Source organism: Mycobacterium sp. NGS69, from assembly GCF_059812165.1.
The window spans coordinates 372,465-397,290 of sequence record NZ_JCALCD010000002.1 but is presented as its reverse complement, the minus strand read 5'-3'; the positions used below and the strand labels follow the sequence as shown (position 1 = coordinate 397,290).

At 68.5% G+C, this 24,826-nt stretch carries 29 protein-coding genes and 4 tRNA genes; 16 read left to right on the top strand and 17 right to left on the bottom strand.

What is annotated here, in order from left to right:
- Positions 1–87: 87 nt before the first annotated feature.
- Positions 88–1,113, top strand: a complete 1,026-nt coding sequence (locus AC5Y2S_RS07210; protein WP_499954971.1) for a beta-propeller fold lactonase family protein — start codon at positions 88–90, stop codon at positions 1,111–1,113.
- Positions 1,114–1,237: 124 nt separating this feature from the next.
- Here AC5Y2S_RS07210 and AC5Y2S_RS07205 read toward each other — a convergent pair.
- Positions 1,238–1,309, bottom strand: a tRNA-Val gene (locus AC5Y2S_RS07205).
- A gap of 177 nt (positions 1,310–1,486) precedes the next feature.
- On the opposite strand from AC5Y2S_RS07205, the gene AC5Y2S_RS07200 reads away from it, so the two are divergent.
- From AC5Y2S_RS07200 to AC5Y2S_RS07190, 3 genes are all read left to right on the top strand, one after another.
- A tRNA-Gly gene (locus tag AC5Y2S_RS07200) sits at positions 1,487–1,559 on the top strand.
- A 29-nt stretch (positions 1,560–1,588) separates the two neighbouring features.
- A tRNA-Cys gene (locus AC5Y2S_RS07195) sits at positions 1,589–1,662 on the top strand.
- A gap of 14 nt (positions 1,663–1,676) precedes the next feature.
- Positions 1,677–1,751 (top strand) — tRNA-Val (locus AC5Y2S_RS07190).
- A 28-nt stretch (positions 1,752–1,779) separates the two neighbouring features.
- On the opposite strand, the gene AC5Y2S_RS07185 is transcribed toward AC5Y2S_RS07190, so the two are convergent.
- The gene (locus AC5Y2S_RS07185) at positions 1,780–2,121 is read right to left on the bottom strand and encodes a hypothetical protein (RefSeq protein ID WP_499954970.1); all 342 of its coding nucleotides are present in this window, start codon (positions 2,119–2,121) and stop codon (positions 1,780–1,782) included.
- A gap of 171 nt (positions 2,122–2,292) precedes the next feature.
- On the opposite strand from AC5Y2S_RS07185, the gene AC5Y2S_RS07180 reads away from it, so the two are divergent.
- A complete protein-coding gene (locus AC5Y2S_RS07180) occupies positions 2,293–2,682 on the top strand; it encodes an Rv1352/Rv1906c domain-containing protein (RefSeq protein ID WP_499902379.1) in 390 nt (129 codons plus the stop codon).
- 21 nt (positions 2,683–2,703) lie between these two features.
- On the opposite strand, the gene AC5Y2S_RS07175 is transcribed toward AC5Y2S_RS07180, so the two are convergent.
- From AC5Y2S_RS07175 to AC5Y2S_RS07150, 6 genes are all read right to left on the bottom strand, one after another.
- A complete protein-coding gene (locus AC5Y2S_RS07175; RefSeq protein WP_499954969.1) occupies positions 2,704–2,988 on the bottom strand; it encodes a hypothetical protein in 285 nt (94 codons plus the stop codon).
- 76 nt (positions 2,989–3,064) lie between these two features.
- Entirely contained in the window at positions 3,065–3,565 is a 501-nt protein-coding gene (locus AC5Y2S_RS07170) for an Rv2253 family sensor-like surface protein (protein ID WP_499954967.1), read from the bottom strand.
- A 97-nt stretch (positions 3,566–3,662) separates the two neighbouring features.
- On the bottom strand, positions 3,663–4,010 hold the full coding sequence (locus tag AC5Y2S_RS07165; protein WP_499954966.1) for a DUF732 domain-containing protein: 348 nt from the start codon (positions 4,008–4,010) through the stop codon (positions 3,663–3,665).
- A gap of 105 nt (positions 4,011–4,115) precedes the next feature.
- Entirely contained in the window at positions 4,116–4,418 is a 303-nt protein-coding gene (locus AC5Y2S_RS07160) for a hypothetical protein (protein ID WP_499954965.1), read from the bottom strand.
- 138 nt (positions 4,419–4,556) lie between these two features.
- Positions 4,557–4,844: a hypothetical protein gene (locus AC5Y2S_RS07155; RefSeq protein WP_499954964.1), complete on the bottom strand. Its 288-nt coding sequence runs from the start codon at positions 4,842–4,844 to the stop codon at positions 4,557–4,559.
- A gap of 52 nt (positions 4,845–4,896) precedes the next feature.
- Entirely contained in the window at positions 4,897–6,063 is a 1,167-nt protein-coding gene (locus AC5Y2S_RS07150) for a glycosyltransferase (protein ID WP_499954962.1), read from the bottom strand.
- Positions 6,064–6,113: 50 nt separating this feature from the next.
- Here AC5Y2S_RS07150 and AC5Y2S_RS07145 point away from each other — a divergent pair, with 50 nt between their 5' ends.
- Positions 6,114–7,034, top strand: a complete 921-nt coding sequence (locus tag AC5Y2S_RS07145) for a cation diffusion facilitator family transporter (protein ID WP_499954960.1) — start codon at positions 6,114–6,116, stop codon at positions 7,032–7,034.
- On the opposite strand, the gene AC5Y2S_RS07140 is transcribed toward AC5Y2S_RS07145, so the two are convergent.
- The 4 genes from AC5Y2S_RS07140 to AC5Y2S_RS07125 all read right to left on the bottom strand — a co-directional run bounded on the left by AC5Y2S_RS07140 (position 7,031) and on the right by AC5Y2S_RS07125 (position 10,091).
- Positions 7,031–7,993, bottom strand: coding sequence for an alpha/beta fold hydrolase (locus AC5Y2S_RS07140; RefSeq protein ID WP_499954959.1), 963 nt, complete (start codon positions 7,991–7,993; stop codon positions 7,031–7,033). The two genes, AC5Y2S_RS07145 and AC5Y2S_RS07140, sit on opposite strands and share 4 nt — an antisense overlap.
- The gene (locus AC5Y2S_RS07135; RefSeq protein ID WP_499954957.1) at positions 7,990–8,625 is read right to left on the bottom strand and encodes a hypothetical protein; all 636 of its coding nucleotides are present in this window, start codon (positions 8,623–8,625) and stop codon (positions 7,990–7,992) included. Before AC5Y2S_RS07135 ends, AC5Y2S_RS07140 begins: the two co-directional genes overlap by 4 nt.
- A 139-nt stretch (positions 8,626–8,764) precedes the next feature.
- On the bottom strand, positions 8,765–9,124 hold the full coding sequence (locus AC5Y2S_RS07130) for a DUF732 domain-containing protein (RefSeq protein WP_499902389.1): 360 nt from the start codon (positions 9,122–9,124) through the stop codon (positions 8,765–8,767).
- Positions 9,125–9,173: 49 nt separating this feature from the next.
- Entirely contained in the window at positions 9,174–10,091 is a 918-nt protein-coding gene (locus AC5Y2S_RS07125) for a cytochrome c oxidase assembly protein (protein WP_499902390.1), read from the bottom strand.
- 399 nt (positions 10,092–10,490) lie between these two features.
- Here AC5Y2S_RS07125 and AC5Y2S_RS07120 point away from each other — a divergent pair, with 399 nt between their 5' ends.
- The 3 genes from AC5Y2S_RS07120 (at position 10,491) to AC5Y2S_RS07110 (ending at position 12,362) form a co-directional block, all read left to right on the top strand.
- Entirely contained in the window at positions 10,491–11,009 is a 519-nt protein-coding gene (locus AC5Y2S_RS07120) for a DUF5994 family protein (protein WP_499902391.1), read from the top strand.
- Complete coding sequence (locus AC5Y2S_RS07115) at positions 11,006–11,203, top strand: hypothetical protein (RefSeq protein WP_499902392.1); 198 nt, start codon at positions 11,006–11,008, stop codon at positions 11,201–11,203. The genes AC5Y2S_RS07120 and AC5Y2S_RS07115 overlap by 4 nt, the downstream gene beginning before the upstream one ends.
- 355 nt (positions 11,204–11,558) lie before the next feature.
- The gene (locus AC5Y2S_RS07110) at positions 11,559–12,362 is read left to right on the top strand and encodes a transglutaminase-like domain-containing protein (RefSeq protein WP_499902393.1); all 804 of its coding nucleotides are present in this window, start codon (positions 11,559–11,561) and stop codon (positions 12,360–12,362) included.
- 70 nt (positions 12,363–12,432) lie between these two features.
- Here AC5Y2S_RS07110 and AC5Y2S_RS07105 read toward each other — a convergent pair whose 3' ends face one another.
- From AC5Y2S_RS07105 to AC5Y2S_RS07095, 3 genes are all read right to left on the bottom strand, one after another.
- Complete coding sequence (locus AC5Y2S_RS07105) at positions 12,433–14,067, bottom strand: fatty acyl-AMP ligase (RefSeq protein ID WP_499954955.1); 1,635 nt, start codon at positions 14,065–14,067, stop codon at positions 12,433–12,435.
- A gap of 234 nt (positions 14,068–14,301) precedes the next feature.
- Positions 14,302–15,789 carry an alanine/glycine:cation symporter family protein gene (locus tag AC5Y2S_RS07100; protein WP_499954953.1) on the bottom strand — a complete coding sequence of 496 codons (1,488 nt, stop codon included), beginning with the start codon at positions 15,787–15,789 and terminating at the stop codon, positions 14,302–14,304.
- Positions 15,790–15,892: 103 nt separating this feature from the next.
- A complete protein-coding gene (locus tag AC5Y2S_RS07095; protein WP_499902396.1) occupies positions 15,893–16,222 on the bottom strand; it encodes a DUF732 domain-containing protein in 330 nt (109 codons plus the stop codon).
- A 106-nt stretch (positions 16,223–16,328) separates the two neighbouring features.
- Here AC5Y2S_RS07095 and AC5Y2S_RS07090 point away from each other — a divergent pair, with 106 nt between their 5' ends.
- Genes AC5Y2S_RS07090 through AC5Y2S_RS07080 form a run of 3 tightly spaced genes read left to right on the top strand, consistent with a single transcriptional unit; the run spans position 16,329 to position 18,106 of the window.
- Positions 16,329–17,066, top strand: a complete 738-nt coding sequence (locus AC5Y2S_RS07090; RefSeq protein ID WP_499954952.1) for a Clp protease N-terminal domain-containing protein — start codon at positions 16,329–16,331, stop codon at positions 17,064–17,066.
- A gap of 21 nt (positions 17,067–17,087) precedes the next feature.
- A complete protein-coding gene (locus tag AC5Y2S_RS07085; RefSeq protein WP_499954951.1) occupies positions 17,088–17,597 on the top strand; it encodes a hypothetical protein in 510 nt (169 codons plus the stop codon).
- Positions 17,585–18,106 (top strand): GNAT family N-acetyltransferase, encoded by a 522-nt coding sequence (locus AC5Y2S_RS07080; RefSeq protein ID WP_499954949.1) that lies wholly within the window; start codon positions 17,585–17,587, stop codon positions 18,104–18,106. Before AC5Y2S_RS07085 ends, AC5Y2S_RS07080 begins: the two co-directional genes overlap by 13 nt.
- Here AC5Y2S_RS07080 and zapE read toward each other — a convergent pair.
- Positions 18,063–19,139 carry a cell division protein ZapE gene (zapE, locus tag AC5Y2S_RS07075; protein ID WP_499954948.1) on the bottom strand — a complete coding sequence of 359 codons (1,077 nt, stop codon included), beginning with the start codon at positions 19,137–19,139 and terminating at the stop codon, positions 18,063–18,065. The two genes, AC5Y2S_RS07080 and zapE, sit on opposite strands and share 44 nt — an antisense overlap.
- On the opposite strand from zapE, the gene AC5Y2S_RS07070 reads away from it, so the two are divergent.
- The 4 genes from AC5Y2S_RS07070 to msrB are packed head-to-tail and all read left to right on the top strand — an operon-like array spanning position 19,138 to position 23,195.
- Positions 19,138–19,893 (top strand): pyrimidine reductase family protein, encoded by a 756-nt coding sequence (locus AC5Y2S_RS07070; protein WP_499954947.1) that lies wholly within the window; start codon positions 19,138–19,140, stop codon positions 19,891–19,893. The two genes, zapE and AC5Y2S_RS07070, sit on opposite strands and share 2 nt — an antisense overlap.
- Entirely contained in the window at positions 19,890–21,467 is a 1,578-nt protein-coding gene (locus AC5Y2S_RS07065; protein WP_499955675.1) for an alpha/beta fold hydrolase, read from the top strand. The genes AC5Y2S_RS07070 and AC5Y2S_RS07065 overlap by 4 nt, the downstream gene beginning before the upstream one ends.
- Positions 21,468–21,471: 4 nt before the next feature.
- Positions 21,472–22,776, top strand: coding sequence for an arabinofuranan 3-O-arabinosyltransferase (gene aftC / locus AC5Y2S_RS07060; RefSeq protein WP_499954945.1), 1,305 nt, complete (start codon positions 21,472–21,474; stop codon positions 22,774–22,776).
- The gene (gene msrB / locus AC5Y2S_RS07055) at positions 22,773–23,195 is read left to right on the top strand and encodes a peptide-methionine (R)-S-oxide reductase MsrB (protein ID WP_499954944.1); all 423 of its coding nucleotides are present in this window, start codon (positions 22,773–22,775) and stop codon (positions 23,193–23,195) included. Before aftC ends, msrB begins: the two co-directional genes overlap by 4 nt.
- Positions 23,196–23,295: 100 nt before the next feature.
- Here msrB and AC5Y2S_RS07050 read toward each other — a convergent pair whose 3' ends face one another.
- Positions 23,296–24,786, bottom strand: a complete 1,491-nt coding sequence (locus AC5Y2S_RS07050) for a PE family protein (RefSeq protein ID WP_499954943.1) — start codon at positions 24,784–24,786, stop codon at positions 23,296–23,298.
- Positions 24,787–24,826: the final 40 nt, after the last annotated feature.

Sequence of the window (24,826 nt, the reverse complement as noted above, 5' to 3'; positions counted from 1 at the left end):
CCACCGCAGCCTTGGCGTGACCGACCACAACAGCCGCCGTCGCGGCATCCCAGCCCGGACACGTTCGGCGGAAAAGGAAAGCAAACCATGAAGAACGCAAGAATCGCGGCGCTCTCCATCGCCGCGCTCGTGCTGCTCGCCGTTACCGCCATCGGCGTCACCGGATGCAGTAAGACGCCTCCGACTTTCCGGGTTGCCGCCACGGTGCCCGTCGGCAAGTGGGCGTCGGGGGTGGCGGTGGACCCGGTCACCCACACCGTCTACGTCACCAACCGCGACGACGACACGGTGTCGGTGATCGACGCCTCGACGCGCACCGTCACCGGCACCGTGCCCGTCGGCAAGCCGTTCTATGGCCCGGAGGGGGTGGCGGTGGACCCGGTCACCCACACCGCCTACGTCACCAACTACGGCGTCACGGTGTCGGTGATCGACGCCTCGACGCGCACCGTGACCGCCACCGTGCCCGTCAGCACGGGGCCGGACGAGAACCCGGCGGGGGTGGCGGTGGATCCGGGCACCCACACCGTCTACGTCGGTCGACTTCGAACGGCGGCTGCCCACGTCGGCGACTACGACGGCACCGTTTCGGTGATCGACGCCCCGACGCGCACCGTCAGCGCCACCGTGACCGTCGGCAAGCAACCACACGAGGTGGCGGTGGATCCGGGCACCCATACCGTCTACGTCACCAACGTCACGGACAACACGGTGTCAGTGATCGACGCCTCGACGCGTACGGTCGTCGCCACCGTGCCCGTCGGCAAGAGCCCGGGCGGCCTGGCGGTGGATCCGGGCACCCACACCATCTACGTCACCAACGGCGGCGACAACACGGTGTCGGTGATCGACACCTCGACGCGCACCGTCAGCGCCACCGTACCCGTCGGCAAGCACCCGGACGGGGTGGCGGTAGACCCGGGCACCCACACCATCTACGTCGCCAACAACGCCGACAACACGGTGTCGGTGATCGACGCCTCGACGCGCACCGCCACCGCCACCGTGCCCGTCGGCAAGCACCCGGGCGGGGTGGCGGTAGACCCGGGCAGCCACACCGTTTACGTCACCAACGGCGGCGATAACACGGTGTCGGTGATCGAATCTCGATAGTGGTTGTGGACAAGGCCCCGGGCAACGGATTGTCTTGTCCGCCAAGGATCGTGGGTGTACCAAGAACCGGACGGATCCAACCAATCACAGAGTGCACAAGCCGTGTTCGTGCAGGTCAGCAGGGTGGTCCCGGCTGGGATCGAACCAGCGACCTTCCGCGTGTGAAGCGGACGCTCTTCCACTGAGCCACGGGACCCGGCGCCGAGGGGCGGACGACGTCGAAGGGTAGCACGAATCGCAGAGCGCCGAACTCGCCGCGTGCGTCGCCGGGCGCGCTAGCCTAGAGCCGCAACGTAACCAAGAGATTTGTGCGTGCCCGCTCAGGTGGACTATCGTCGTCCTTCGCGACGGGCGACGATCTCGCCCGTTGCGCGCGGACGTAGCGCAGTTGGTAGCGCATCACCTTGCCAAGGTGAGGGTCGCGGGTTCGAATCCCGTCGTCCGCTCGAAGGTGCAAGTGGCATCAATCCCCCGCGGTGGAGTGGCCGAGTGGTGAGGCAACGGCCTGCAAAGCCGTGCACACGGGTTCGATTCCCGTCTCCACCTCCAAGTTTGATCCCCAGGCGCGATTAGCTCAGCGGGAGAGCGCTTCCCTGACACGGAAGAGGTCACTGGTTCAATCCCAGTATCGCGCACCAGATAACTGCTGGTCAAAGCCACTTTTCGTCAGGGCGCTTTCGTCAGTCGGAAGTTCAAGGTATATGACTGCGGCGGATGGTCACAGACGCCCCGGTTTTGGATGACTTGGACCGTGCCGGTCAGGGTGTTCGCATCCCACGTGTAGTGCGCGCTCGCCGCATTGCCTTCTGTGATACCGCCCTTACATACGATGTCCTCGGTGCTATCAATCGTCCATTGACCATCCACCAACATCGCCCGGCCGCTGACGCCGGACGCTGGGCTCGACATGTCGGCGCACCCGTCACCACATGGAGTGAAGTACCAGTTCTCGGTGTACGTGCGGCCGCCGCCCGGATCGGTGGTGGTCTTGAGGTAGTGGCCAATCATCACCGGAGCGGCGGATGCGGGAGCGGCCGCCCCGACAGCTACTGCGGCGAAGGTGGCCGCGGTGGCAAATCTTCGGGCGGCGGGTAGATCAGCCCTCGACACGCGTTTAGCTTGACACCACCACCAGCGCCTGCACTGGAGGTCCGAGCATCCGATGCTTACCCTCCTTCAATGCACGGCAAGCACATCGCAATCGCGGGCGCGGCGATAGTTCTCGCGGGTTGCGGCGGGTCGGGCAAGACGGCGACGACGGTGACGTCCGCGGTGGAAATCACGAAAACCGTCACCGTGACCGCTCCGCCGCCACCGTTCGCCCCCAGGACCGTCATCGAAACCGACGGCACCTATCGCGTCGGCATCGACATCGTGGCGGGCACCTATCGCTCGGGCGGTCCCAGCCCCGAAGGCGGATCCGATTGCTATTGGGCGCGGCTGAGCAGTCTCAATGCAACCCACATCATCGATAGCGACATCGGCACCGGTCCTCAGGTGGTGATGATCGCGCCAACCGACAAGGCGTTCCTGACGCGGAGCTGCCAGACCTGGCACAAGACCGACTGACTGGCCCTCAACGCGTCGCGACTATGGGTTCTCCTCGATGACGCACTGCACAATCGTGGCGGCGGTCTGCTGGTCGAATCCCATCCGCGCTACCTTCTGGGCTTCCGCGTCGGGGGAAACGCCCGATTTGAGGTCCTGCTCAATAACTCCGGCGCGCTGGAAGTTTTGTGGGTCCGGTTCACTCAGCGGGAGTTGCTTGATGCCCGCGACGCAACGATTGAAACCGCTGATGTCGGCATGAGCGGGCGACGCGCCGAGCAGCGCAAGAGCCGTGCCGACCGCGGCAGCGAAATAGGGGAAACGCATGCCCGCATCGTATCGCCGAGCATGCCGCAGGCAAAGGGCTAACCGAATTGAATTGCAGCGCAATCGCTTAGGGAATTCACGCCCGCTCGGCCTTCATGTCCATGTCGATCGTGCCCTGGCACGCGCCGCTGAGGATCTCGGTGTGCATGACGCCGGAAAGCGATCCGTCGGGTTGGGGCGTGTAGCGCACGGTGGAGTGGGCCGGATTCCATTGGATGCTGGTGTCGGGCATCATGCAGTCCCACTGAAAATCGCTGACCTGCGTCCATGACGACCCGTCCCAGGTGAATTGGACCGGCTGGGGAACCGTCGGGTTGCTCGGCGGGGGGCCGCTGACGATCGTGGCGACGCATTTTCCGCTCGAACAGCTCGAGCGGAACCCGTAGGTATCGGTGTGCTGCACCTCGGGGTCGCCGACCGCCATGCTGGTCCCGGACTTCGGGCCGACCATGAACGTGATCGCATACGTGCCGTTCCACGACGCGGCGTCGGCGGCTGCGGTCGGGGCAAATAACAGGGCGACAGCGAGCGGTGCGGCACACAAACCAACGAGACCGCTGCGACCGTTTGGGGCCATCGGCTTTCTCCTCTCAGTCCGCGACAACTGCGGAACTAGAGCGAAGTGCATATACCCCTTCTATACCCTTATTCCACGCCGGAAAAGGGACGGGGTATCAGCAATGAGCGGCCCAGCACTGCTGCAGCGGGCAATAGGTCGCGTGCGCGATTCTCACCATGGACCCGATCTCCCCGAGCGTGACGTTCCTCGGGTCCAAGGTGGAATGAATGTTTTGCGCGATCTGGTCGTAGGTCCAACCCCACCCGAGGTCGTCGCAGATGAGCCGCCCCATCGCGGTGAGGGCCTCGGCGTGGTCGGGCGGCCAGCTGAAGCCGGCCCCGCGCAGCTGGGTGAGGTACGCGTCGTCGGCGGGATCGGCGTTCGCGACCGCAGCGCCGGAAACCAGGGCGGCGCCGGTCATGACGGGAATGGCCAGTGTGGCCAGCCAGCGAAGTGCGGACATTTGCTGCGCTCTCTTTCTCCTCGGCGTTGAGGGGGCCGTAGAAGAATAGAGACAGCCGGCAAAAAGCAGCTTATGCGCTGAATAGTCGGCTTTTCGGGCGATTATCTACGCGGCGTGGGGGTGATGCGGCAGCGCTTGCGCCGCAGCCTCATTCGCGTCGTATTGGCCGAGCCACTCCAAACGAAGCCGAGTCACCGCAGCCTCAGGCGCGTCGTGCCGCTCGAAGCGGCGCTCGATCTTCCGGTAGATCCACGCGACCGCGGTCAGCATCGCGACCGCGGCAACCAGGACGGCAACAGCGTCGCCGAAGGCGATCAGGAGGATGACGCCGCCGAAGACCCAGAACGCGGCGGCCTCCAGGTCGCGGTTGCCGTGGTGTCCATTGATCGTGCTCGTGATGTGCCGCATGTCCGCCTCGCTCCGATTCGGGTCGCCGTCCGTTGAGACAACCGTCCCGTGCAACACCGGAGCGATGGCAGGGCTGCCCAAATCCGCCGCAGTCGTGACCGACGTCACGAGGCGGGGCCACTCAGATGAAAACGACGCCTATTCGTCGCCCTCGTCTTCGTGGTCTTCTTCGCCGAGATCGTCGTCGTCTTCGTAGTCCTCGTCGTCTTCGTCGTCGAACACGTCGAGTTCCAGGTCGAGGGGGTCGTCGCCGTACGGGTCGACCACGTACTGCTGCCAGTAGCCCGGGGAGAAGTAGATCTTGTCGGCGTGGTCGGCGTCGTCGCCGACCTCGACCATCAGGATTCCGTCTTTGATGTCGTAGCCGAATGCGTTGGGGTATTGGACACCGCCGTCGGCGGTTCGGATGTGAACGTCATATGCCACGGGCGGAAGTCTACGGAGTCGGCGGCTGCGGTGGCGGGTCAGGCGGCGGGGGCTACCCGCAACTCGAGGCGGCGTCTTCCAGCAGATCCGCGGCGCGGGCGACGCTCTCGGCCGACGCGGTCATCCGGGCGGCGACGTCCCGGACGCGCACGGCGTAGTCCGGGGCGAGAATAGACCGCAGGTCGGCAACCAGCGTTTCCCGGTTCGTCATCGAAAGTTGACGCGCGACACCGACTTTCAGCCGTTCGATGCCGGCCGCCCACAGCGGCTGGTCGAGCCAGAGCCACAGGACCACCGCCGGGATGCCGGCCCGCAGGCCCGCCGCCGTCACACCGGCGCCGCCATGGTGCACGACGGCGCGGCACGCCGGCAGCACGACCGCATGGTTCACCGCGTCCACGATCTTGACGTGATCGGAGCGCGGCAAATCGGCAAAGTCGTTGGGGCCACTGCAAATCAGCGCCCGCTCCCCCAGCTGCGCGCAGGACGTATCGATCATGGCGACCAGCTCCGCCGGAGCCGAGACCGGCGTGCTGCCCAGGCCGAAGCAGATCGGCGGCGTCCCGGCGGCGATCCACGCCAACGCCTCGTCGTCGGCCGGAGCCGGCAACTCGAGCGTCAGCGCGCCGACGAAGGGCCGCCGGCCGTCCGGCTCGACCCAGTCGGCGGCCGGACCGGGCAAGCAGAGCTCGTCGTAGGCCTGGATCTCCAGCGACGTCGGTGCGGTCCCTTCCGGCAACCCGACCTCCCGGCGCTGGGCCGCCGCGATGTCCTTGACCATGTTCGAATACAGCACCCCGGTGGAGAACACCCGCGTCGGGAAGAGATGCAGCGCGGCCAGCGGAATGCCGCGATGCTCCGCGACGGTGGCGGCCAGCTCCTGCTCGTTGAAGCCGGCCACCAGCAGGTCGGCGTCCTTCGCGGCCGACGTCAGCGTGGCGGTCTTGTCCGCCCAGACCCGGGTGAGTTGGTCCATGACCTCGGGCAACGCGGCGAACGGGTTGTCGACGCGGCGCACGAAATTCGCGGCCGAGTCCATCCGCTCCCGCGTATCCGGTCCGTAGGCGACCGCGGTCAGCCCCGCCGACGCGACGAAGCCGACCTTGTCGGGCGGCACCGCCATGCGAACGTCGTGGCCCCGGCGCAGCATTTCGCGCGCCGCCGCCACGCAGGGCTCGACATCGCCCCGGCTTCCGTAGCCCACCACCACGACCTTCACGGACGGAACCTAACCCACGCCGTAGGCGGCAAGCTCGTAGCCTTGGCGGTATGCACGTGGTCAACGGAGTCCGCGACCCGGCGGCGAGCTTCCCTCTGGAGATCCTGGCCGACGACGCGGGCGAGCGCCGCCAGGCCAACCGCGCCGTCGCCGTCAGCGCGGTCGGATTGGCGCTGACCGGCCTTGTCGAACTGGCCATCGCGCTGGTGTCCGGGTCGGTGGCGTTGCTCGGCGACGCGCTGCACAACCTGTCGGATGTTTCGACCAGCGCGCTGGTGTTCGTCGGTTTCCGGGCGTCCCGCAAGCTGCCCACCGAGCGCTATCCCTACGGCTATGAGCGCGCCGAGGACCTCGCCGGAATCGGTGTGGCCCTGGTGATTTGGGGCAGCGCCGCGGTCGCCGGGTTCGAAAGCGTCACGAAGCTGCTCCGCCACGGCGGGACCGGACACCTGGGCTGGGGCATCGCCGCCGCGGCGGTGGGCATCGCGGGCAATCAGCTGGTGGCCCGCTACAAGCTGGTGGTGGGCCGGCGGATCCGCTCGGCGACCATGGTGGCCGACGCCAAGCATTCCTGGCTCGACGCGTTGTCCTCGGCGGGCGCGATGCTGGGGCTGATCGGAGTGGCGCTGGGCTGGGGCTGGGCGGACGCGGTCGCCGGGATCGTCGTCACGGCGTTCATCTGCCACGTCGGCTGGGAGGTGACCGCCGACATCGCGCACCGGCTGCTCGACGGCGTCGACCCGGAAATCATCACGACGGCCGAGACCGCAGCCGCCGCGGTTCCGGGCGTCATGCACGCCCACGCCCGGGCCCGCTGGACCGGGCGCACCCTGCGGGTCGAGGTGGAAGGCTTCCTGGACCCGAAAACCCCACTGGCGGAAGCCGATCGGATCGGTCGCAGCGTGGCCGCGGCGCTGACGCCGCAGATCCCCGAGATGCACAGCTTCAGCTGGACCGCGCGGGCCGCCTAAACGCGTTGCGCCGGAAACGATTCGACGACCTTGATCAGTTCGTCGGGCGCTTCCCAGTTCAGCAGGTGTCCCGCGTCGGGCACGGTGACGAGCCGCGCGCCGGGAATGCCCTCGGCGAGCCGGCGCGAATGACTCGTCGGCGTCGTGCGATCCGCGGAGCCGACCATCACGGCGGTCGGTACTGCGATCTCGCCCAGCCGCGGGTAGCGATCCTCCTGTGAGAAGGCCCGCACGATCGGCAGCAGCGGCCCGTGTTCGTCCAGGTGTTGGTTGAAGAAGTCGATGAACACCGAGATCATCGCCGGTGACGGGCGCGCGCCGCACTGCGCGGCACCGAACAGTGTCCCAATGGTCTGGTTGCGCATCAGCCGTTGCAGGATGCCGTATTGCAGCAGCGGGATCTGCAGCCGGTTCTGCGGCGCCCCGTCCAGGATGCGGCCCGCCCAGGTGGCGAACAGCACCAGCCCGCGCAGCCGCGGCGCCACGTCGGCGTGGTCGAGCACGGCGCGGATGGTGACGAATCCGCCCATCGAGTGCCCGACGAGCACGCCGTCGCGAACGTCGAAGTGCTGCAGGACCGCGGCGAGGTCGGCCGCCATGGGCTCCGACCCGATGCCTTCGGAGCCCAGCGTGGAGCGCCCGTGGCCGCGTTGGTCGAACGCGATGACGCGAAATCCTCTGGCCTGCAGCTCATCCCACACGAAATTCCATTCGAGGACCCGCGCGGTGTAGCCGTGGACGAGGATCACCGGCGGCCCCTGCCCCGCGACGAGCGCGTGCAGCACCGTCCCGTCGGGTCGGGCGATCCGGACGGGCTCGCCATCCTGCTCGGCGAGAAGCCGTTCGCGCGGGTACGGATCCGGGTTGCGCGCTATCCGCGCGGCCATCGCCCGCGCGGCGCCCCAACCCAGCAACCCGGCCGCGCCCAGCGCGGTCCCGGCGCGCAAATCGGCCCTCACGACGGCCGGGCGGCGCAGCAGTCGGGCAGTCCGCTCTTGATCGCGGCATCCTGCTTCTTGGCGAGATCGAGAACGAAGTCCGATTGCAGCGGATCGTTGGGCCCGCTCTCGAACTCGAGGACCGCAAAGACTTTGCCCTCGGTGAACATCACGATCGCCTTCGACTTGGCGCCGTCCGGCGACGGCCCCACGGCGATCTGGCCGCCCGTTCCCACGTCGGCCGGCCCCGGCGCCGCCTTCACGCTCAGCTCCTGGATGCCCTTGCCGCTCTGATCGAGTGCCTGCGAAGCGGCGGCGGCATCGGGATAGATGTAGATCGTGTCGTCGACCTTGCGGGTGCCGGCCTGGTTCATGAACACGCCCTCGGTTCCCCCCGGGTTGGGAACGGGCAAGGTCTGAGACAGGGTGAAGGTGTCGCCCGGCACGACGATGTCGGTCGGCTTGATCAGCATGTTGCTGTAGTCGGAGGGCTGGACGGTCGGGCTGCTCGATGTCGCCGCGGTCGAGGTCGACGTCGCGGAGGCCGACGTGGCGGACGACGCGGATGACGGCGGGCCGGACGACTTGTTGCCACCACATCCTGTCGCCGCGGCGCCAACCACCAACGCGCTCGCGGCCAGGCCGGCCGCCACCACCGATACCTTCATTCCCATTGGCTCCTTACGGTGCTGCCGATCTTTCGCGCAACATAGCCGATGCCAAGCGGGTTCGCGCAGTGGAACGTCCAAGAACCCGGCAATCGGTGCGAGACTCCGGGCGGTTTAGCCGGGGTTAGTCGCCGACCGCGCCCTCGGGCTTGGGGCCCCGGCCCTCGCCGGTGATGTACTTGGGGCAGTAGGCGCCGAGCGCGATCACCGTGAATTTGGCCGCGCCGTTGCCGGTAAACCCGTTGCGCTGCTGAAGGTTTCCGATGATCTCGTCCTCGGTCGACCCGGTGTCCTCCAGCTGGCACAGCGTCTTGGCGGCCGAAATCGCGGCGTTCGGGTCCTGGTAGGTGATGCCGGCGAACTTGAGCGCGGACAGGAAGTCGGCGTCGGTGGCGGGATCGGTGGCGGCGTCGGGGTCGGCGTACGCCGGCGCGGCCAGGCCGAGCACGGCGACCACGGTTGCCATCCCCCACAGCAGTCTCATGACGCCGCCATCGTGCCAGACCCGCGCCCTTCCCGCATCCCCGGCCGACCTAGCGGTGCCGGAATCGCTCGCGCAGTTGGGGATCGTTTTCCCACCACAATCCCGACGGCGCGGCGCTCTCGGTTTCGGTCGCGTCCAACTCGGCGTCGACGGCGGCCGCGTGCGTCTTCTCGTCCCGGGACAGCGCGCGCATCAGCAGCAGCACGAACGGCCACCCGACCAGGTCCCCGAGAATCCACAGAACACCGGCGCCGATCGTCTGGTCGAGCCGCTGATCGGGCCCCCACGATCGGTGCAATTCCGCGTAGTACGCCGCGCCGATCAACGAGCCCTGCCAGATGACCAACCCCAGCACCCCGTCACCCAGGGCTTCGACGACCGTGATCAGCAACGAGATGGCCTGCGAATACCTGCGGGGAACGGGATCCGCTTGCAGTCGGGCGTAGAAATAGCCAAAACCGATCGCCACCAACAGGATTCGCGTGGGTGCGCCGACCCACTCGTTCTGCAGGGACGCGGTGTACCAGGGCGTCAGGTAGAGCAGCCAGGGTGTGCCCAGCATCGCCAGCGATGTGGTCAGCGGGTGCGCGAGCACCCGCGCGAGCCGCGTCGCCAGTAGCCCGTCGATGCGGTCGCGCCCGGCCGCAGCGAGCGCGTCACGCAGCACGGTGACCGGCTTGGCCTGCGCGATGAAGAAGGGCACGACGTACAGCAACAGCAGCACTTGCAGCGCCCGCATCCAGAACAGGGCGTAGGCGTACGCGCCGATCGCGCTCATCGTCGCCAGCGCCCACAGCGCCGCGCCGGCCGCGAAGCAACCGGCCTGCGCCGGTCGGACCGATCGCCCGCGCCGGTAACACCAGGCGTACGCGGCGCCCACCAGCACGATCACCGCCGCCGAGGCAAGGTCCACATGCCAGGTCTGGGCCAGGGCGGACCACGTCAGCGGTCCAGGATCGACGCGCATGGCCTCTTAGCCTATTGCCGCCCGCCCGCCTGGCGGCGCCCCGCCCGTCGCGAACGCCGTCTTGCTCGGGCTGCGGGCAGTTTTCCCGGCGTTCCCCAGCACCTCGGAGGCGTACGATCAACACACTGGGGCCATCCGGACCCAGTCATCAAAGGGTTAGTAATGCCGGCATTTCCGAAGAAGCGGGCAGTCAAGCGGGCCAAGGCAAGCGCGCATGGTCGACTGCCAACCCGCCTTGCATCCGGAACCGTTGATATACAACACCTTTGACGAGGCTTTGCACCCCTTCGGGATGCGAGGTGCATCGGGTCGGTGGTATGTCGCGCGCGACCATCTGAGATCGCGCCGTCGCCGATTCGGCTAAGTTGGCCGGTTCGCGGCCAAGACGGGATCGTCGCTATGACACGACACGAAGGCCGCGCGGTTTCCGGCGGCCACCGCGCAGGACCGGAGAACACGCCGCGGCTGCGTATGAAGCCGAAGGCGCGGCCGACCGGGCACGTCGACGGGGCATGGTGGCCGCACACCGATGATCTGCAAAACGAACTGCCTGATCTGTTGGCGGTGCTGTCGGTGCGACTGGGCTCCGTTGCGCGGGTCATGTACGACCTCTCCGCATGGGCGAAGGCGCCGACACGGCTCACGACCGGTGGACGATCCGTCCGACTCGACGGCTTCGGTTACCAACCGGCCAACACCCTCGAAGTGGTCGGGCTCGGCCGCGAGAGGATCCTCCTGATGGTGGTGCCCCCGAGCACTGATCCAGACGTCGCACACAAGGCGATGATGACAGCGGCGGCGCCGGACAACGCTTCCACGGTCGGCGACATGCTCGGGATCAGCGACGGCGGCCAAGCAGCGCCGGTCGCGGCTTACCGACCGGCATTTCACCGGCGTGTCCGGAGCTTTCGGGCATGACGGTCACCGTGGCGCTGCCCGGCGGGGGGAGCGACAAGTACATGCGGTTCGGTGACGTGTACGTCGAGCACAGCAACGGCACGCTCGACGTCTTCCGGGTCGGCGCCAAGGACGCATACAGCTACGCCTGCGGTGAGTGGACCGACGTGGAGGGCGACCGAAAGAGGATCAAGAGGCGCAGTTTCTGGAGTTGATCAACGCCGCCCGTGGTTCGGCGAGACGTCTTACCAGCGGCTCACGTGTAGATTGATTGGTAAGCCGTTCGTTTTCGCGCTGCCACCGTCCACATTTTTGTGTGTAGATGCAGCTCACGAATCGATCGCCCGAACCAATTTGAGGACCACGCATACATGAATTCGTCCGATTTGTTTTCACACCGCTACGAGCCCGAGGTCGTGTCCGACACCCCTCGCGACTCGGAACCGGTGCAACTTCCCACCTTCTCCGACCGCCCCAAGAGCGATTCCTCGGCTACGCCACCGTCGTAAAAGGCGCGGCGCCGCGCTTGGCCGCGACCGAGGGTTGACTGTCAGGCGACAGGAGGGACAGATGAGACGAGAGGTCGCCGCTGAACTCGAGGTCGAGATCACCGCCCCGACGACCTTGGAGTTCCAGATCGCCGTTGCACCGCATCCCAACACCGAGGTGTCCGAGTCGATGTCATTTGTCTTGGATGGAAATCTTCTGCGGCCGTTGGAGATCAGCGGTGTGCATGGTAACCGCATCCACAAGCTGGACGTCCCTGTGGGTAAACTCAAGGTCGACTACGCGGCCACGATCGTTGGGCAAACCGACCCGGCACCGGTGACCGAGTATGACCTATCGATGTACCTGCGTCCGAGCCGCTACGCCGAGTGCGACAAGTTTTTCGGTTTCGCCGCAACCGAATTCGGCAGTTATATCGATTCGACGACTCTGTTGGAGAAGGTTTCCCTTTGGGTCGGCAGCCGGCTGAACTATGTACCAGGCTCGAGTGACGCCATCGACGGCGCGGTGGATACGTTGCTCTCCGGTGCCGGCGTATGTCGAGACTTCGCGCATCTCGTGGTGGCGCTGTTACGGGCTGTCAAGGTGCCGGCCCGCGTTGTTTCGGTGTATGCGCCCGGCTTGTACCCGATGGACTTTCATGCGGTAGCCGAGGCGTTCGTCGAGGGCCACTGGCGAGTGGTTGACGGCACTCTCTTGGCGCCGAGGCAAAGCCTCGTGCGCATCGCCACTGGACGCGATGCCGCCGACATCGCCTTCCTCGACAACCACAACGGCGCGATCACACTGGACAAATTGGTGGTGACCGCGGTCGTTGACGGCGACCTGCCCAGGGACTCGATCGGCCAGCTGGTGTCGATCCGCTGAAGGCGGGCCTCGTCGTTGCGAAAGCTGTCGTGGGTGCCGAAATACTCGCCCTGCGACGGGATGCGCCGATTCAGCTGACGAGGCCCAGCGCATGGGCGCGCCGCAGCTTGCCCGACGGGGTTTTCGGGATCATCCCGGGCTGCAGCACCACCACGTTTCGGGGGCGGACATCGACCTCGGCGAACACCTCGTGCGCCACCTGGCGCTCGATGCGGCGCACTTGCGCCTGGTCGTCGCACTCCTTGGATTCCACCGCCACCGCGAACGTCTCCCGCGATTGCCCGGCGTCGAGGCGCACCGCGACCGAACAGCCCGGCCGCACCCCGGCCACCCGGCAGGCGGCGCGCTCGATGTCGGTCGGGTAGATGTTGCGGCCAGCCATGATGATCACGTCCTTGAGCCGCCCGCACACCACGACATTGCCGTCCTCGGTGAGATAGCCCAGGTCGCCGGTGTCATACCAGCCCCGCTCATCCTGCGCGGCGATGAACCCGGCCACCGTGGTGTAGCCATCGGTCACAGGCTCGCCGCGCACCTCGATGACGCCGACGCCGCGCGGCGGCAGCACGCTCCCTTCCTCGTCGAGGATCCGCAGCTCCAGCCCCTCCAGCGGCCGGCCCAGTGAGACGAGCCGGCGGGTATGTCCCCTGCTCGCGGGGACGGCGCGGTGCAGGATGGCCAGCAGGTCGGCGTCCACCTCGTCGACGAGCATGCCCCCGCCGCACGCGGAGAACGACACCGCAACCGTCGTCTCGGCCATGCCGTAGGCGGGGATGATCGCCTCGGGCTTCAACCCGAACGGCGCCCCGGCCACGCAGAGGTCCTCGACGTCGAGCGGATCCACCTGTTCGGCGCCCGAGAGCGCCCACCGCAGCGAGGACAGGTCGAAGTCCCCGGGCGTCGCCTGTCGGCGTAACCGCTTGGCCAACAGGTTGTACGCGAAGTTGGGCGCGGCGGTCATGGTGCCCTTGTATTTGTCAATCAGCTTGGCCCACAATAACGTATCGCGCAGGAAGTCCATCGGCGTGACCTTTACCAGCTCGGCGCCGACGTACATCGGCACCGTCAGATAGCCGGTCATGCCCATGTCGTGGAAGCACGGCAGCCAGCTCACGATCACGTCGTTATCGAGGTCGAAGTTGCACCCGACCATCATGGCTTCCGCATTGGCGACGATATTGGCGTGCGTGATCTGAACCGCCTTGGGCGATCCCGTCGAGCCCGATGTCAGCTGCATCAGCGCCACATCGCCGTCGCAGGTGTCGACGGGCCCGATGGGGGCGCTCGCAAGCAGCGTCTCGACGGTGAGCACCGTCACACCGAGACCCGACAGCACCGGCGCGGCGGCCATGAACGGCTCCGAGATGACAACGGCTTTCGCCGACATCATGTCGACGACGCCGGTTGTCTCCTCGGCCCAACGTGCCAGGTCGGTGCGCGGGGTGGGCTGATGCAACATGGTCACACTGGCGCCGCGCATCCAGATGCCTTGCGCGGTGGGCGCGATCTCGACCGGTGCGCCCGCGAGCACGGCGACGGCGTCGCCGGGCCCGATGCCCGCCGCCGCCAGCCCACCCGCCACCCGGCGAGCCCGCGCGTGCACTTCTGCCCAGGTATGCCGGGCGGGCGCATGCGGCTCGCCGGTGACCATCCCCTTGGGGCTTGACCGCGCGTTTTCGTACATCGTCTCGGTAAATCGGCTCACGGCGATCCTTTGGCTTAGGTGTTTGCGGGCGCGCTAGGGGTTTTTGAAGCCGCTGGGGTTCGGCCGTCGTCGAGCACTGGTCGGCGTCGACGATGACGTCGGGAGCACTAAACCCTTCGTATTCAGCCCAGATGGCAGGTCAGACGGGCTGACTGTATCGAGCCAATGCCCCGCGCACCGCGGAGCGCGCGGAACTCGGTACAGATCGTGACAATTGGGCCGAAGCGGCGACGGCTACGCCGCCGGCCGGCTCAGCCGCAACGAGTCGGGCAGCGCACCGACCTGCCGGCGCCCGGGGGCTTCCCAGATGTCGCCGGGCAGAACGCCGGGCAGCCCGGCCTCGCTGGCGATGAAGACGGGATGGTCGCCGCGCATGGACTGGCGGTGAAAGTCGCGCACCGTCGCGAACGCCCACTTGCCCAGCAGGCAGATCGCGACCAGGTTGGCGATGGCCATCAGCGCCATCGTCAGATCCGCGAACGCCCACACCAGCTTGAGCTGAGCCATCGCTCCGAACACGATCGCCCCCAGCGTCACGACTTTCAACGCGTTGGTCGCCAGGTGCCGACCCCCCAGGAAGAACAGGTTGGCCTCGGCGCACACGTAATTGCTGAGCACCGAGGCGAATCCGAACACGCATACCACGGCGGTCATCACCACGGTGGTCCACGATCCCAGGCCGGCGGCGATCGCCGACTGCGTCAGGCTGGCACCCGCGACCGAGCCGGTGTGAGCCGGATCGTAAACGCCGGGACCCGCCATGAGCACGATGAACGCCGTCGCCGTGCAGATCACTATGGTGTCGACGAAAACGGCGAGAGACTGAATCAGACCCTGCTCCACCGGATGTGACACCGTCGCAGCGCCCGCGATGTTGGGCGAACTGCCCATCCCCGCCTCGCAGGCGAACAGGCCGCGCTTGACCCCGGTCAGCATTGCCGTCGCGATGCCGCCGGCGAAACCGCCCGCCAGCTGCCTGATTCCGAATGCGCCGCCGACGATCTCCTCGAGGACGGCCGGCAGCGCGGAGATGTTGACGGCCACGATCGCCAACGCCAGCAACGCATACGTCAGCGCAGCGGCCGGGATGACCCATTCGGCGAACTTGGCGACGCTGCGCACCCCGCCGAAGAGGACCGCCGCCAGCACGGCCAACCCCATTGTGGTCCAACCGATATCGATGCCATGCGACGACTTCAGCACCCCGCTGATCGCGTTGGTCTCCACCATGTTGAACGCTGTCGAGAACGTGACCACGAGCAGCACGGCGAAGAAGACGCCGCCCGTCCGGGAATGCAGGCCGCGCTGGATGTAGAAGGCGGGGCCGCCCCGGAAGGCGCCGTCGTCCGAGCGGACCTTGAAGACCTGGGCGAGGGTGGCCTCGATCAGCGCGGTCGCCATGCCGACCCCGGCCACCACCCACATCCAAAAGATCGCGCCCGGGCCGCCAACGGTGAGCGCGATCGCGACGCCGGCGATGTTTCCGGTGCCCACCCGGGACGCGAGGCCGACGCAGAAGGCCTGAAAAGACGAGATCCCACCGTCTTGGCGGTGGGACCTGCGGAGCTGGCGAACCATGCGCCCGAAGTACCGGATCTGAATGAATCGAGTGCGCACCGTGAAGTAAATGCCGACACCGATGAGCAGGTAAACCAGGACGTGACAACTCAGGGCATTGCTCAGCGGCTCGATCAACCGTGCCTGAACGAAGTCCAAATCCATCCCCAACCTGGGCCGTTTGTCCGCAGCAGCGTAAACGCGAAATGTTGAGGACAGGTTTCGTTAACCGGCCGTTGGCCGGCGTGTTTGTAAAAATCCAGTGACGCTAGCCGCCGCTGACCTTGCCGCCGCTGGCCGCAAGCGTTTGCGGGCAGTACACGTTGGCCGCGATCGCGCTGAATCGCGCCGCGTTGTCCCCGTGCAGCCCGGGGTTCTGGGCCTGGACCGTCTTGATGACGTCCGCCATCTGCGTCCCCTTGCCCATCGCGTCGCACACCCACCTTCCGGCCCCGATCGCCGGCCCCGGGTCGGGGAAGGTGATGCCGACCGCGCGCAGCGAGACGAGGAACGCGTCGTCAGTGCTGTCCGCCCGCGCGGGCCCCGCCATGCCGACCAAGGCGGCAAGGCTCGTCAACGTCAAGAGCAGCGGTTTCACGGCCCTGATCGTGCCAGAGCGAATCGACGGCCGCACCCCAAATCGCGAATTGCCTGCGTCAACCCAGGGTTGACAGCATTGCCGTCGTCAACCTACTGTTGACGGCATGTCCGAGCCGACCCCGATCGCCTACCCCGTCCGACTCGACGAACTGATCAACGCCATCAAACGGGTGCACCCGGACGTGCTGGACCAGCTCGCCGACGCCGTCCTGGCCGCCGAGCACCTGGGCGAGGTCGCCGACCACCTGATCGGGCACTTCGTCGATCAGGCCCGCCGCTCCGGAGCCTCCTGGACCGACATCGGCAAGAGCATGGGCGTCACCAAACAGGCTGCCCAGAAGCGGTTCGTCCCGCGCGCCGAGCCCACCACCCTGGACCCCGAGCAGGGCTTCGGGCGGTTCACGGCGCGGGCCCGCGGCGCGGTGGTGGCGGCCCAGAACGCCGCGCACGAAGCCGGCAACGGCGAGATCACCCCCGACCACCTGCTGCTCGGCCTGCTCACCGACCCGGCCGCCCTGGCGACGGTTCTGCTGAAACGGCAACAGGTGGAGGCCGACACGATCCGGGCCGCCGTCAGCCTGCCCCCGGCCGCCGGCGAACCCCCCGAGCTCATCCCGTTCAGCGGCCCGGCGCGCAAGGCGCTTGAGCTGACCTTCCGCGAGGCACTTCGGCTGGGCCACAACTACATTGGCACCGAACACCTGCTGCTGGCGCTGCTCGAACTCGAGGACGGCGCGGGGCCGCTGCACCGGTGCGGCGTCGACAAGGACCGCGTGGAGGCGGATCTGGTCGACGCGCTGGAGTCGCTGAGCGCCGGAACCGACCCCTCCCGTTCGCCATAGACCCTGTGCGATCATGCGAGGATGCATCGCTGGCTGATCGCCCTGTCCGTGTTGATCGTCGCGACCGCGAGCGTTTCGGCGCCGCGCGCGTGGGCGTCCGATGCGCCGATCGGTCACATCGGTGACACCCTGCGGGTGGACACCGGCAAGTACATCGCCGACATCACGGTCAGCAGCGTGGCCCCGTGCGACCCGCCGCCGGGATTCGGCTACACCCGCGAGGGCGTTCCGATCAAAAGCTTTCCGGGCAGCACCGTCGACCGCGCCGACGTGACGGTCCGCGCGGTCCGGGTGCCCAATCCGTTCATCATGGCGACCGAGTTCAGCTTCGACGGCGTGACCCCGTTCGCCGACGCCTACAAGCCGCGCGCGTCCGATGCGCCCGACGCGCTGGACAACGTGCTCGTCAACGCGCCGAACGGGGCGATCGTGCGGGGCGCGGTGTATTGGGACGCCTACCGCGACCCGGTCTCCACCGTCGTCCTGCTGGACAAGAAGACGGGCTATCACCTCGCGCAGTGGAATCTCTGACGCTCGCGAGGGGTAGTGTCGACGCCGGGGACCTGGCTGCCGTTGCCGCACAAACCTTTCCGCTGGCCTGCCCGCCCTCGACGGCTGCCGAAGACATCGCGTCGTTCATCGAGACCAACCTGTCGGCCGAGCGCTTCGCGCAGTACCTGGCCGACCCGCGCCGCGCGATCCTCACCGCCGCGCGCGACGGCCGAATCCTCGGCTACGCCATGGTCATTCGCGACGCCGACGACGCCGCCGCCGAGCTGTCGAAGATCTACGTGCTGCCCGACCACCACGGCTCCGGCGTGTCGGCGGCGCTGATGGACCTCGCCGTCGCCACCGCGCAGCAGTGGGGCGTGCGCCGCGTGTGGCTGGGCGTCAACCAGGCGAACGAACGCGCGCAACGCTTTTATGCCAAGCACGGCTTCACGGTCACCGGCACCAGGACGTTTCGAGTGGGCGCCCGCCTCGAGAACGATTACGTCATGGTTCGCGAGCTTGGGTCAGCGCCACCAGCCGCGACGTAGCCCGCAGGTACTTCTTTCGATAGCCACCGGCCAGCATCTCCTCGCCGAAGACGCTGTCCAGCCTCGCGCCGGAAGCGGCCACCGGGATGCCCGCGTCGTAGAGCCGGTCGGTCAGCGACACCAGCCTCAGGGCGACGTTCTGGTCGTCGATGCGGTGCACGCCGGTCAGGAAGACCGCGGTCACGCCCTCGATCAGCGTCAGGTACCGCGACGGGTGCATGGTGGCCAGGTGCGCGCACAGCGCGTCGAAGTCGTCCAGCGTCGCCCCGTCGACGGCCGCGGCGCGCGCGGTGACCTCCTCGTCCGACGGCGGCTCCGGCGCCGGGGGCAGGCCGCGGTGCCGGTAGTCGGGCCCGTCGATCCGCATTGTGGTGAAAATGCTTGCCAGCGTGTTGATTTCGCGCAGAAAGTCCTGCGCGGCGAAACGGCCCTCGCCGAGTTGCTCGGGCAGGGTGTTCGAGGTGGCGGCGATCGACACCCCCCGCTCCACCAACGACGAGAGCAGCCGCGCGATCAGGGTGGTGTTGCCGGGGTCGTCGAGCTCGAACTCGTCGATGCACACCGCGGTGTAACCGGCCAGCATCTCGATGCATTCGGCGAAGCCGAACACCCCGGCGAGCTGGGTGAGCTCGCCAAAGGTGGCGAACGCCTTGGGAGTTGGGGGCTCGGGCCCACTGCCGGGCAGCTGGTAGTAGGCCGAGGCGAGCAGGTGGGTCTTGCCCACGCCGAAGCCGCCGTCCAGATACAACCCGACGCCGGGTGACACGGCCCGCTTGCCCAACAGTTTTCGCCGGCCGGCCCGGCGCTCCACGGCCTGCCGGCAGAAGTCCCGGCAGGCCGCGACGGCGGCGGCCTGGCTCGGTTCGGCGGGGTCCGGGCGATACGTCGCGAAGCTCACGTCGGCGAACGTTGGCGGCGGCCGCAATTGGGCGATCAGCCGCTCGGGCGACGCGCTCGGATGCCGATCCACCAGACGCCCCACGCGGCCCCCGTGCATGCAGGAACTGTAGCGGCGTGCTGCAATCAAGCTCATGCCAGAGACCCCGCTGACGCTGCTCGGCTCGGCGCGGGAGATCGACGACGCCGAACTCGCCCGGCTCTACGGGTATCCGGAGGGCGACGGCACGTGCGTGCGGGCGAATTTCATCACCAGCGTGGACGGCGGGGCCACCGCCGACGGCAACAGCGGCACCATGGGCGGGCCGGGCGACCGGCACATCTTCAACCTGCTGCGCGAACTGGCCGACGTGATCGTGGTCGGCGCGGGCACGGTGCGCATCGAGGGCTATTCCGGCGCGCACCTGGCCGTCGCGCAGCGCCAGGGACGGCAGGCCCGCGGGCAGAGCGAGGTACCGCAGCTCGCGATCGTCACCAAGTCGGGCCGCCTCGACCGCGACATGGCGGTGTTCACCCGCACCGAGGTGCCGCCGCTGGTGCTCACCTGCACCGCGACGGCCGCGGAGACCAGCCGGCGGCTCGGCGACCTGTGCGAGGTCCTCGACTGCTCCGGCGGCGATCCCGGGCAGGTCGACGAGGCCGCCCTGCTGGCGGGCCTGGCGGCGCGCGGGATGCGCCGCGTGCTGACCGAGGGCGGCCCGATGCTGCTCGGCGCGTTCGTCGACCGCGGCCTGCTCGACGAGCTGTGCCTGACCATCGCGCCCTACCTGGTCGGCGGCCTGGCCCGGCGCATCGCGACGGGCCCAGGCCAGGTGCTGACCCACATGCGGCGCGCCCACCTCCTCACCGACGACGACGGCTACCTTTACGCCCGCTACGTCAAGGCATAGCTACTGTTGTCGGCATGAGTCGGCAGATCGCGTCCGCCACGATCCTGGTGGCGGTGACCGCGCTCGTCGCCGGCTGCGTTCCCGGCCTGGGCGCGGACCCGCGCTTCGCCACCAATTCCGGCGCCCGGCCGCAGGGCGCGGCCACCACGAAACCGCCGCCGGCCGGCCCGCCGCCGATCGCCGCGCCCAAGAACGACCTGTCATGGCGCGACTGCACGGCGAAGGTGTTCGGCGACGCGGCCGTGCCCGCGGCACCGGACGTGCAGCTGGACTGCGCGACCTACGACGCCGACCTCGACCCCGTCAACGGTGGGTCGGGGACGCTCAGCATCGGCGTGGTCCGCGCCCGCTCCTCCAAGACGCCGCACGACGCCGGTCCCCTCGTCTTCACCACCGGCTCGGACCTGCCCTCCTCGACGCAGTTGCCGGCCTGGCTCGCCCGGGGCGGCGCCGACGTGCTGCAAACCCACCCGATCGTGGCCGTCGACCGCCGCGGCATGGGGATGTCGAGCCCGATCGACTGCCGCGACCAGCTCGACCGCCAGGCGATGCGCGACCAGGCGCAGTTCCAGAGCGGCGACGACCCGGTCGCCAACCTGTCCGACATCTCCAACACCGCGACCACCAACTGCACCGACGCCATCGCCCCGGGCTCCTCGGCCTACGACAACTCGCACGCCGCGTCCGACATCGAACGCCTGCGAAGCCTGTGGGACGTGCCCGCCGTCGCGCTGGTCGGGATCGGCAACGGCGCGCAGGTCGCGCTGGCCTACGCCGCGTCGCGGCCCGACCGGGTCGCAAGGCTGATCCTCGACTCCCCAATTGCCTTGGGCGTCAACGCCGAAGCCGCCGCCGAGCAACAGGTCAAGGGCCAGCAGGCCGCGCTCGACGCGTTCGCCGCCCAGTGCGTCGCCGTCAACTGCGCGCTGGGCCCGGACCCCAAGGGCGCCATCAGCGCGATGCTGGCCGACGCCCGCGCGGGCAAGGGCCCCGGCGGCGCGCCGGTGTCCGCGGTGGCCAACGCCATCACCGTCGCGCTGGGCTTCCCCTCCGGCGGACGCGTCGGCGCCACGCAGGCCCTGGCCAACGCGCTGGCGGCCGCCCGCTCCGGGGACGCCAACCAGCTGAACAACCTGATCGGCCACGCGTACTCCCTCACCGACTCGGACGGCCAGTTCGTCAACTCCTGCAGCGATGCCATCAACCGGCCGACCCCGGACCGGGTGCGCGAACTGGTGGTGGCGTGGGCGAAGCTCTATCCCCAATTCGGCACCGTCGCCGCGCTCGGCTTGGTGAAATGCGTGCACTGGCCCACAATTCCGCCGCCCGCGCCGCCCAAGGACCTCAAGGTCGACGTCCTGCTGGCGGGCGTGCAGAACGACCCGATCGTCGGCAACGAGGGCACGGCCGCGACGGCGGCGATGATCATCAACGCCAACGCGGCCAGCAAGCGGGTGATGTGGCAGGGCATCGGCCACGGCGCCAGCATCTATTCGCCCTGCGCGGTCCCGCCGCTGATCGGCTATCTCAACAGCGGCAAACTGCCCGGGACCGACACCTACTGTCCCGCCTGATACTTTGCGCTTCGTGACGGCAGCTGACTCGACCCGAACCGGCCTGCGCGACCGCCTGCTGGCCGCGTTCCGTCCCCGCACCGGCGCACCGAGCACCGCGACGATCGTGCGGTCGGTGTTGTGGCCGTTGGCCATCATGTCGGTGCTGCACCGCAGCATCGTGCTCACGCTCAACGGCAACATCACCGACGACTTCAAGCCGGTCTACCGGGCGGTGCTGAACTTCCGGCGGGGCTGGGACATCTACAACGAGCACTTCGACTACGTCGACCCGCACTACCTGTACCCGCCCGGCGGCACGCTGTTGATGGCGCCCTTCGGCTACCTGTCCTTCACGCCGTCGCGGTATCTGTTCATCCTGATCAACACCGTCGCGATCCTGCTCGCCTGGTACCTGCTGCTGCGGCTGTTCAACTACACGCTGTCCTCGGTCGCCGCCCCCGCGCTGCTGCTCGCGATGTTCTGCACGGAATCCGTGACCAGCACGCTGGTGTTCACCAACATCAACGGCTGCGTGCTGCTGGCCGAGGTGCTGTTCCTGCGGTGGCTGCTGGACGGGCGGGTGGGCCATCAGTGGTGGGCGGGTGTCGCCATCGGGCTGACGCTGACGCTCAAACCCGTGCTCGCGCCGCTGCTGTTGCTGCCGCTGCTGAACCGCCAGTGGCGGGCGCTTGTGCCCGCGGTCGTCGTCCCGCTCGTCATCAACGCCGCGGCGTGGCCGTTGGTCAGCGACCCGATGGACTTCGTCACCCGCACGATGCCCTACATCGGCGGCGTGCGGGACTACTTCAACAGCTCGATCGAGGGCAACGGCGTGTACTTCGGGCTGCCGACCTGGCTGATCGTATTCCTGCGGCTCCTGTTCGTCGTGCTCGCGATCGGCGCGCTGTGGCTGCTGTACCGCTACTACCGGACCCGGGACCCGCTGTTCTGGTACACCAACTCGTCGGGCGTGCTGCTGCTGTGTTCGTGGCTGGTGCTGCCGCTGGCCCAGGGCTACTACTCGATGATGCTGTTCCCGTTCCTGATGACGGTGGTGCTGCAGAACTCGCTGATCCGCAACTGGCCGGCCTGGCTGGGTGTCTACGGCTTCCTGGCGCTGGACGACTGGCTGATCTACCAACACATGCGCTACGGCCGCGCGCTGCACTACCTCAAGATCACCTACGGCTGGTCGCTGCTGCTGATCGTGGTGTTCACGGTGCTCTACTTCCGTTACCTGGACGCCAAGGCCGAAAACAGGCTGGACGAGGGCATCGATCCGGCGTGGCTGTCTGTCGACCGCGAGCGCGCTAGCGTGGAGGCATGACCTCCCCCGATGCGTCGCCGAAGGTGCAACTCTCCGACGACGAGTGGCGCCGAAAGCTGAACCCGCAGGAGTTCGAGGTGCTGCGCCGCGCCGGCACCGAGCGCCCGTTCACCGGTGAGTACACCGACACCAAGACCGAAGGCATCTACCAATGCCGGGCCTGCGGCGCCGAATTGTTCCGCAGCACAGAGAAATTCGAGTCGCACTGCGGCTGGCCGTCGTTCTTCGACCCGGCGAACTCCGACGCGGTGATCCTGCGTCCCGACCATTCGATGGGGACGACGCGCACCGAGGTGCTGTGCGCGAACTGCCACAGCCACCTGGGCCACGTGTTCGCCGGGGAGGGCTATCCGACGCCGACGGATCAGCGGTACTGCATCAACTCGATCTCGCTGAGGTTGGTGCCGACGGGCGCGTAACTCGCCGGCTCGTCCGCGTCGAGATCGACGCTGGCGCGAAGAAGTGCGAGTGCGGCCCACGCTGACGTCGATCTCGGCGGTCCAAGTACCCGCCCGGTGCCTAGACCCCGTCCATCCCGGGCTGGCCGAACAGGCTGCCGCCCGCGCCTCCGGTGCCGGGCGTGCCCGGAGTGGGACCGCCCCCGGCGCTGCCGCCGTTGCCGCCGTTGCCGACCAGCACGGCGACGCCGCCGTTACCGCCGTTGCCCCCGGTGACCAGGCCCTCCCCGCCGGCGCCGCCGACCCCGCCGTTGCCGATCGGCCCGGCGGTGCCGCCGACCCCGCCGTTCCCGCCGGTCGTGTAGCCGAACCCGCCGATGCCGCCGGCCCCGCCGGAGCCGTTGAATCCGGCGCCGTTGCCGCCCGCCCCGCCGTCGCCGCCGGTGGTGGCGCCGACGCCGCCGCGGCCGCCGGCCCCACCGGCGCCCTGGTAGGGATTGGAGTTGCCGCCGGCGCCGCCGTTACCGCCGTGTCCGGTGACGCCCGTGCCGCCCGCGCCGCCAAGCCCGCCGTTGCCGGAGACGCCGCCCGCGGTGCCGCCGTTGCCGCCGGTGCCGCCGTTGCCCCCGACTCCGGTGCCGCCCGCGCCGCCGATACCGCCGCCGCCCTCGAACGGGCCGCCCGTGCCGCCGGTGCCGCCGTTGCCGCCGTCGCCCGTGCTGCCGGTGCCCCCGGGGCCGCCGGGCCCGCCGTTGCCCCACAGCAGGCTGCCGCCGCCGGCGCCGCCGTTGCCACCGGTTCCGCCGTCCCCGCCGGGGCCGCCGAACCCGCCGGAACCCAGCAGCCCGCCGGTCCCTCCGGCTCCCCCGGTCCCGCCTGTTCCACTGGACCCCGCGGGACCGCCGGCGCCACCGGCGCTGCCATGCGTCTGATCGGGTCCGCCGAAGCCGAGCAGCCCGCCGGACCCGCCGGGCCCGCCGTTACCGCCCTGGAGGAGCCCGTACCCGCCGGTGCCACCGGTGCCGCCGCCGCCGAACAGCAGCCCCGACCCGCCGGCCCCGCCGTTACCGCCGGCGCCCGTCGGGCTGGCGCCGCCGGCACCGCCCGGGCCGCCCACGCCAAACAATCCGGCCGCCCCGCCGTTGCCGCCCGGCGCTCCAGGCGTGGTGCTGTTCCCGCCGGCCCCGCCGTTGCCGACCAACAGCCCGCCGGGCCCGCCCGGCTGCCCGATCCCGTTGACGGTGCCGCCGTTGGCGCCGTTGCCGATCAGCGGGCGCCCCAGCAGCGCCATCGTGGGCGCATTGACGGCGTCGAGCAGACTGTCCTGCACGTTGGCGGCCTCGGCGCCGGCGTACGCGGCCATGCCCGATGTCACGTTCTGCACGAACTGCGCGTGAAAGGCAGCGACCTGGGAGCTCAGCGCCTGGTATTCCTGCCCTTGGGCGGAGAACAGCTCCGCGACCGCCGCCGACACCTGATCGGCTCCAGCCGCGACCACGCCCGTCGTGGCGGCCGCCGCGGCCGAGTTGGCCGCCCTGATCGCCGAACCGATGCCCGCCAGATCGTTGGCCGCCGCCATCACCGCGTCTGGAGCCGCGATCACGAACGACATGGAATACCTCCGCAATTCGATGCGCCATGACCAACAGGTC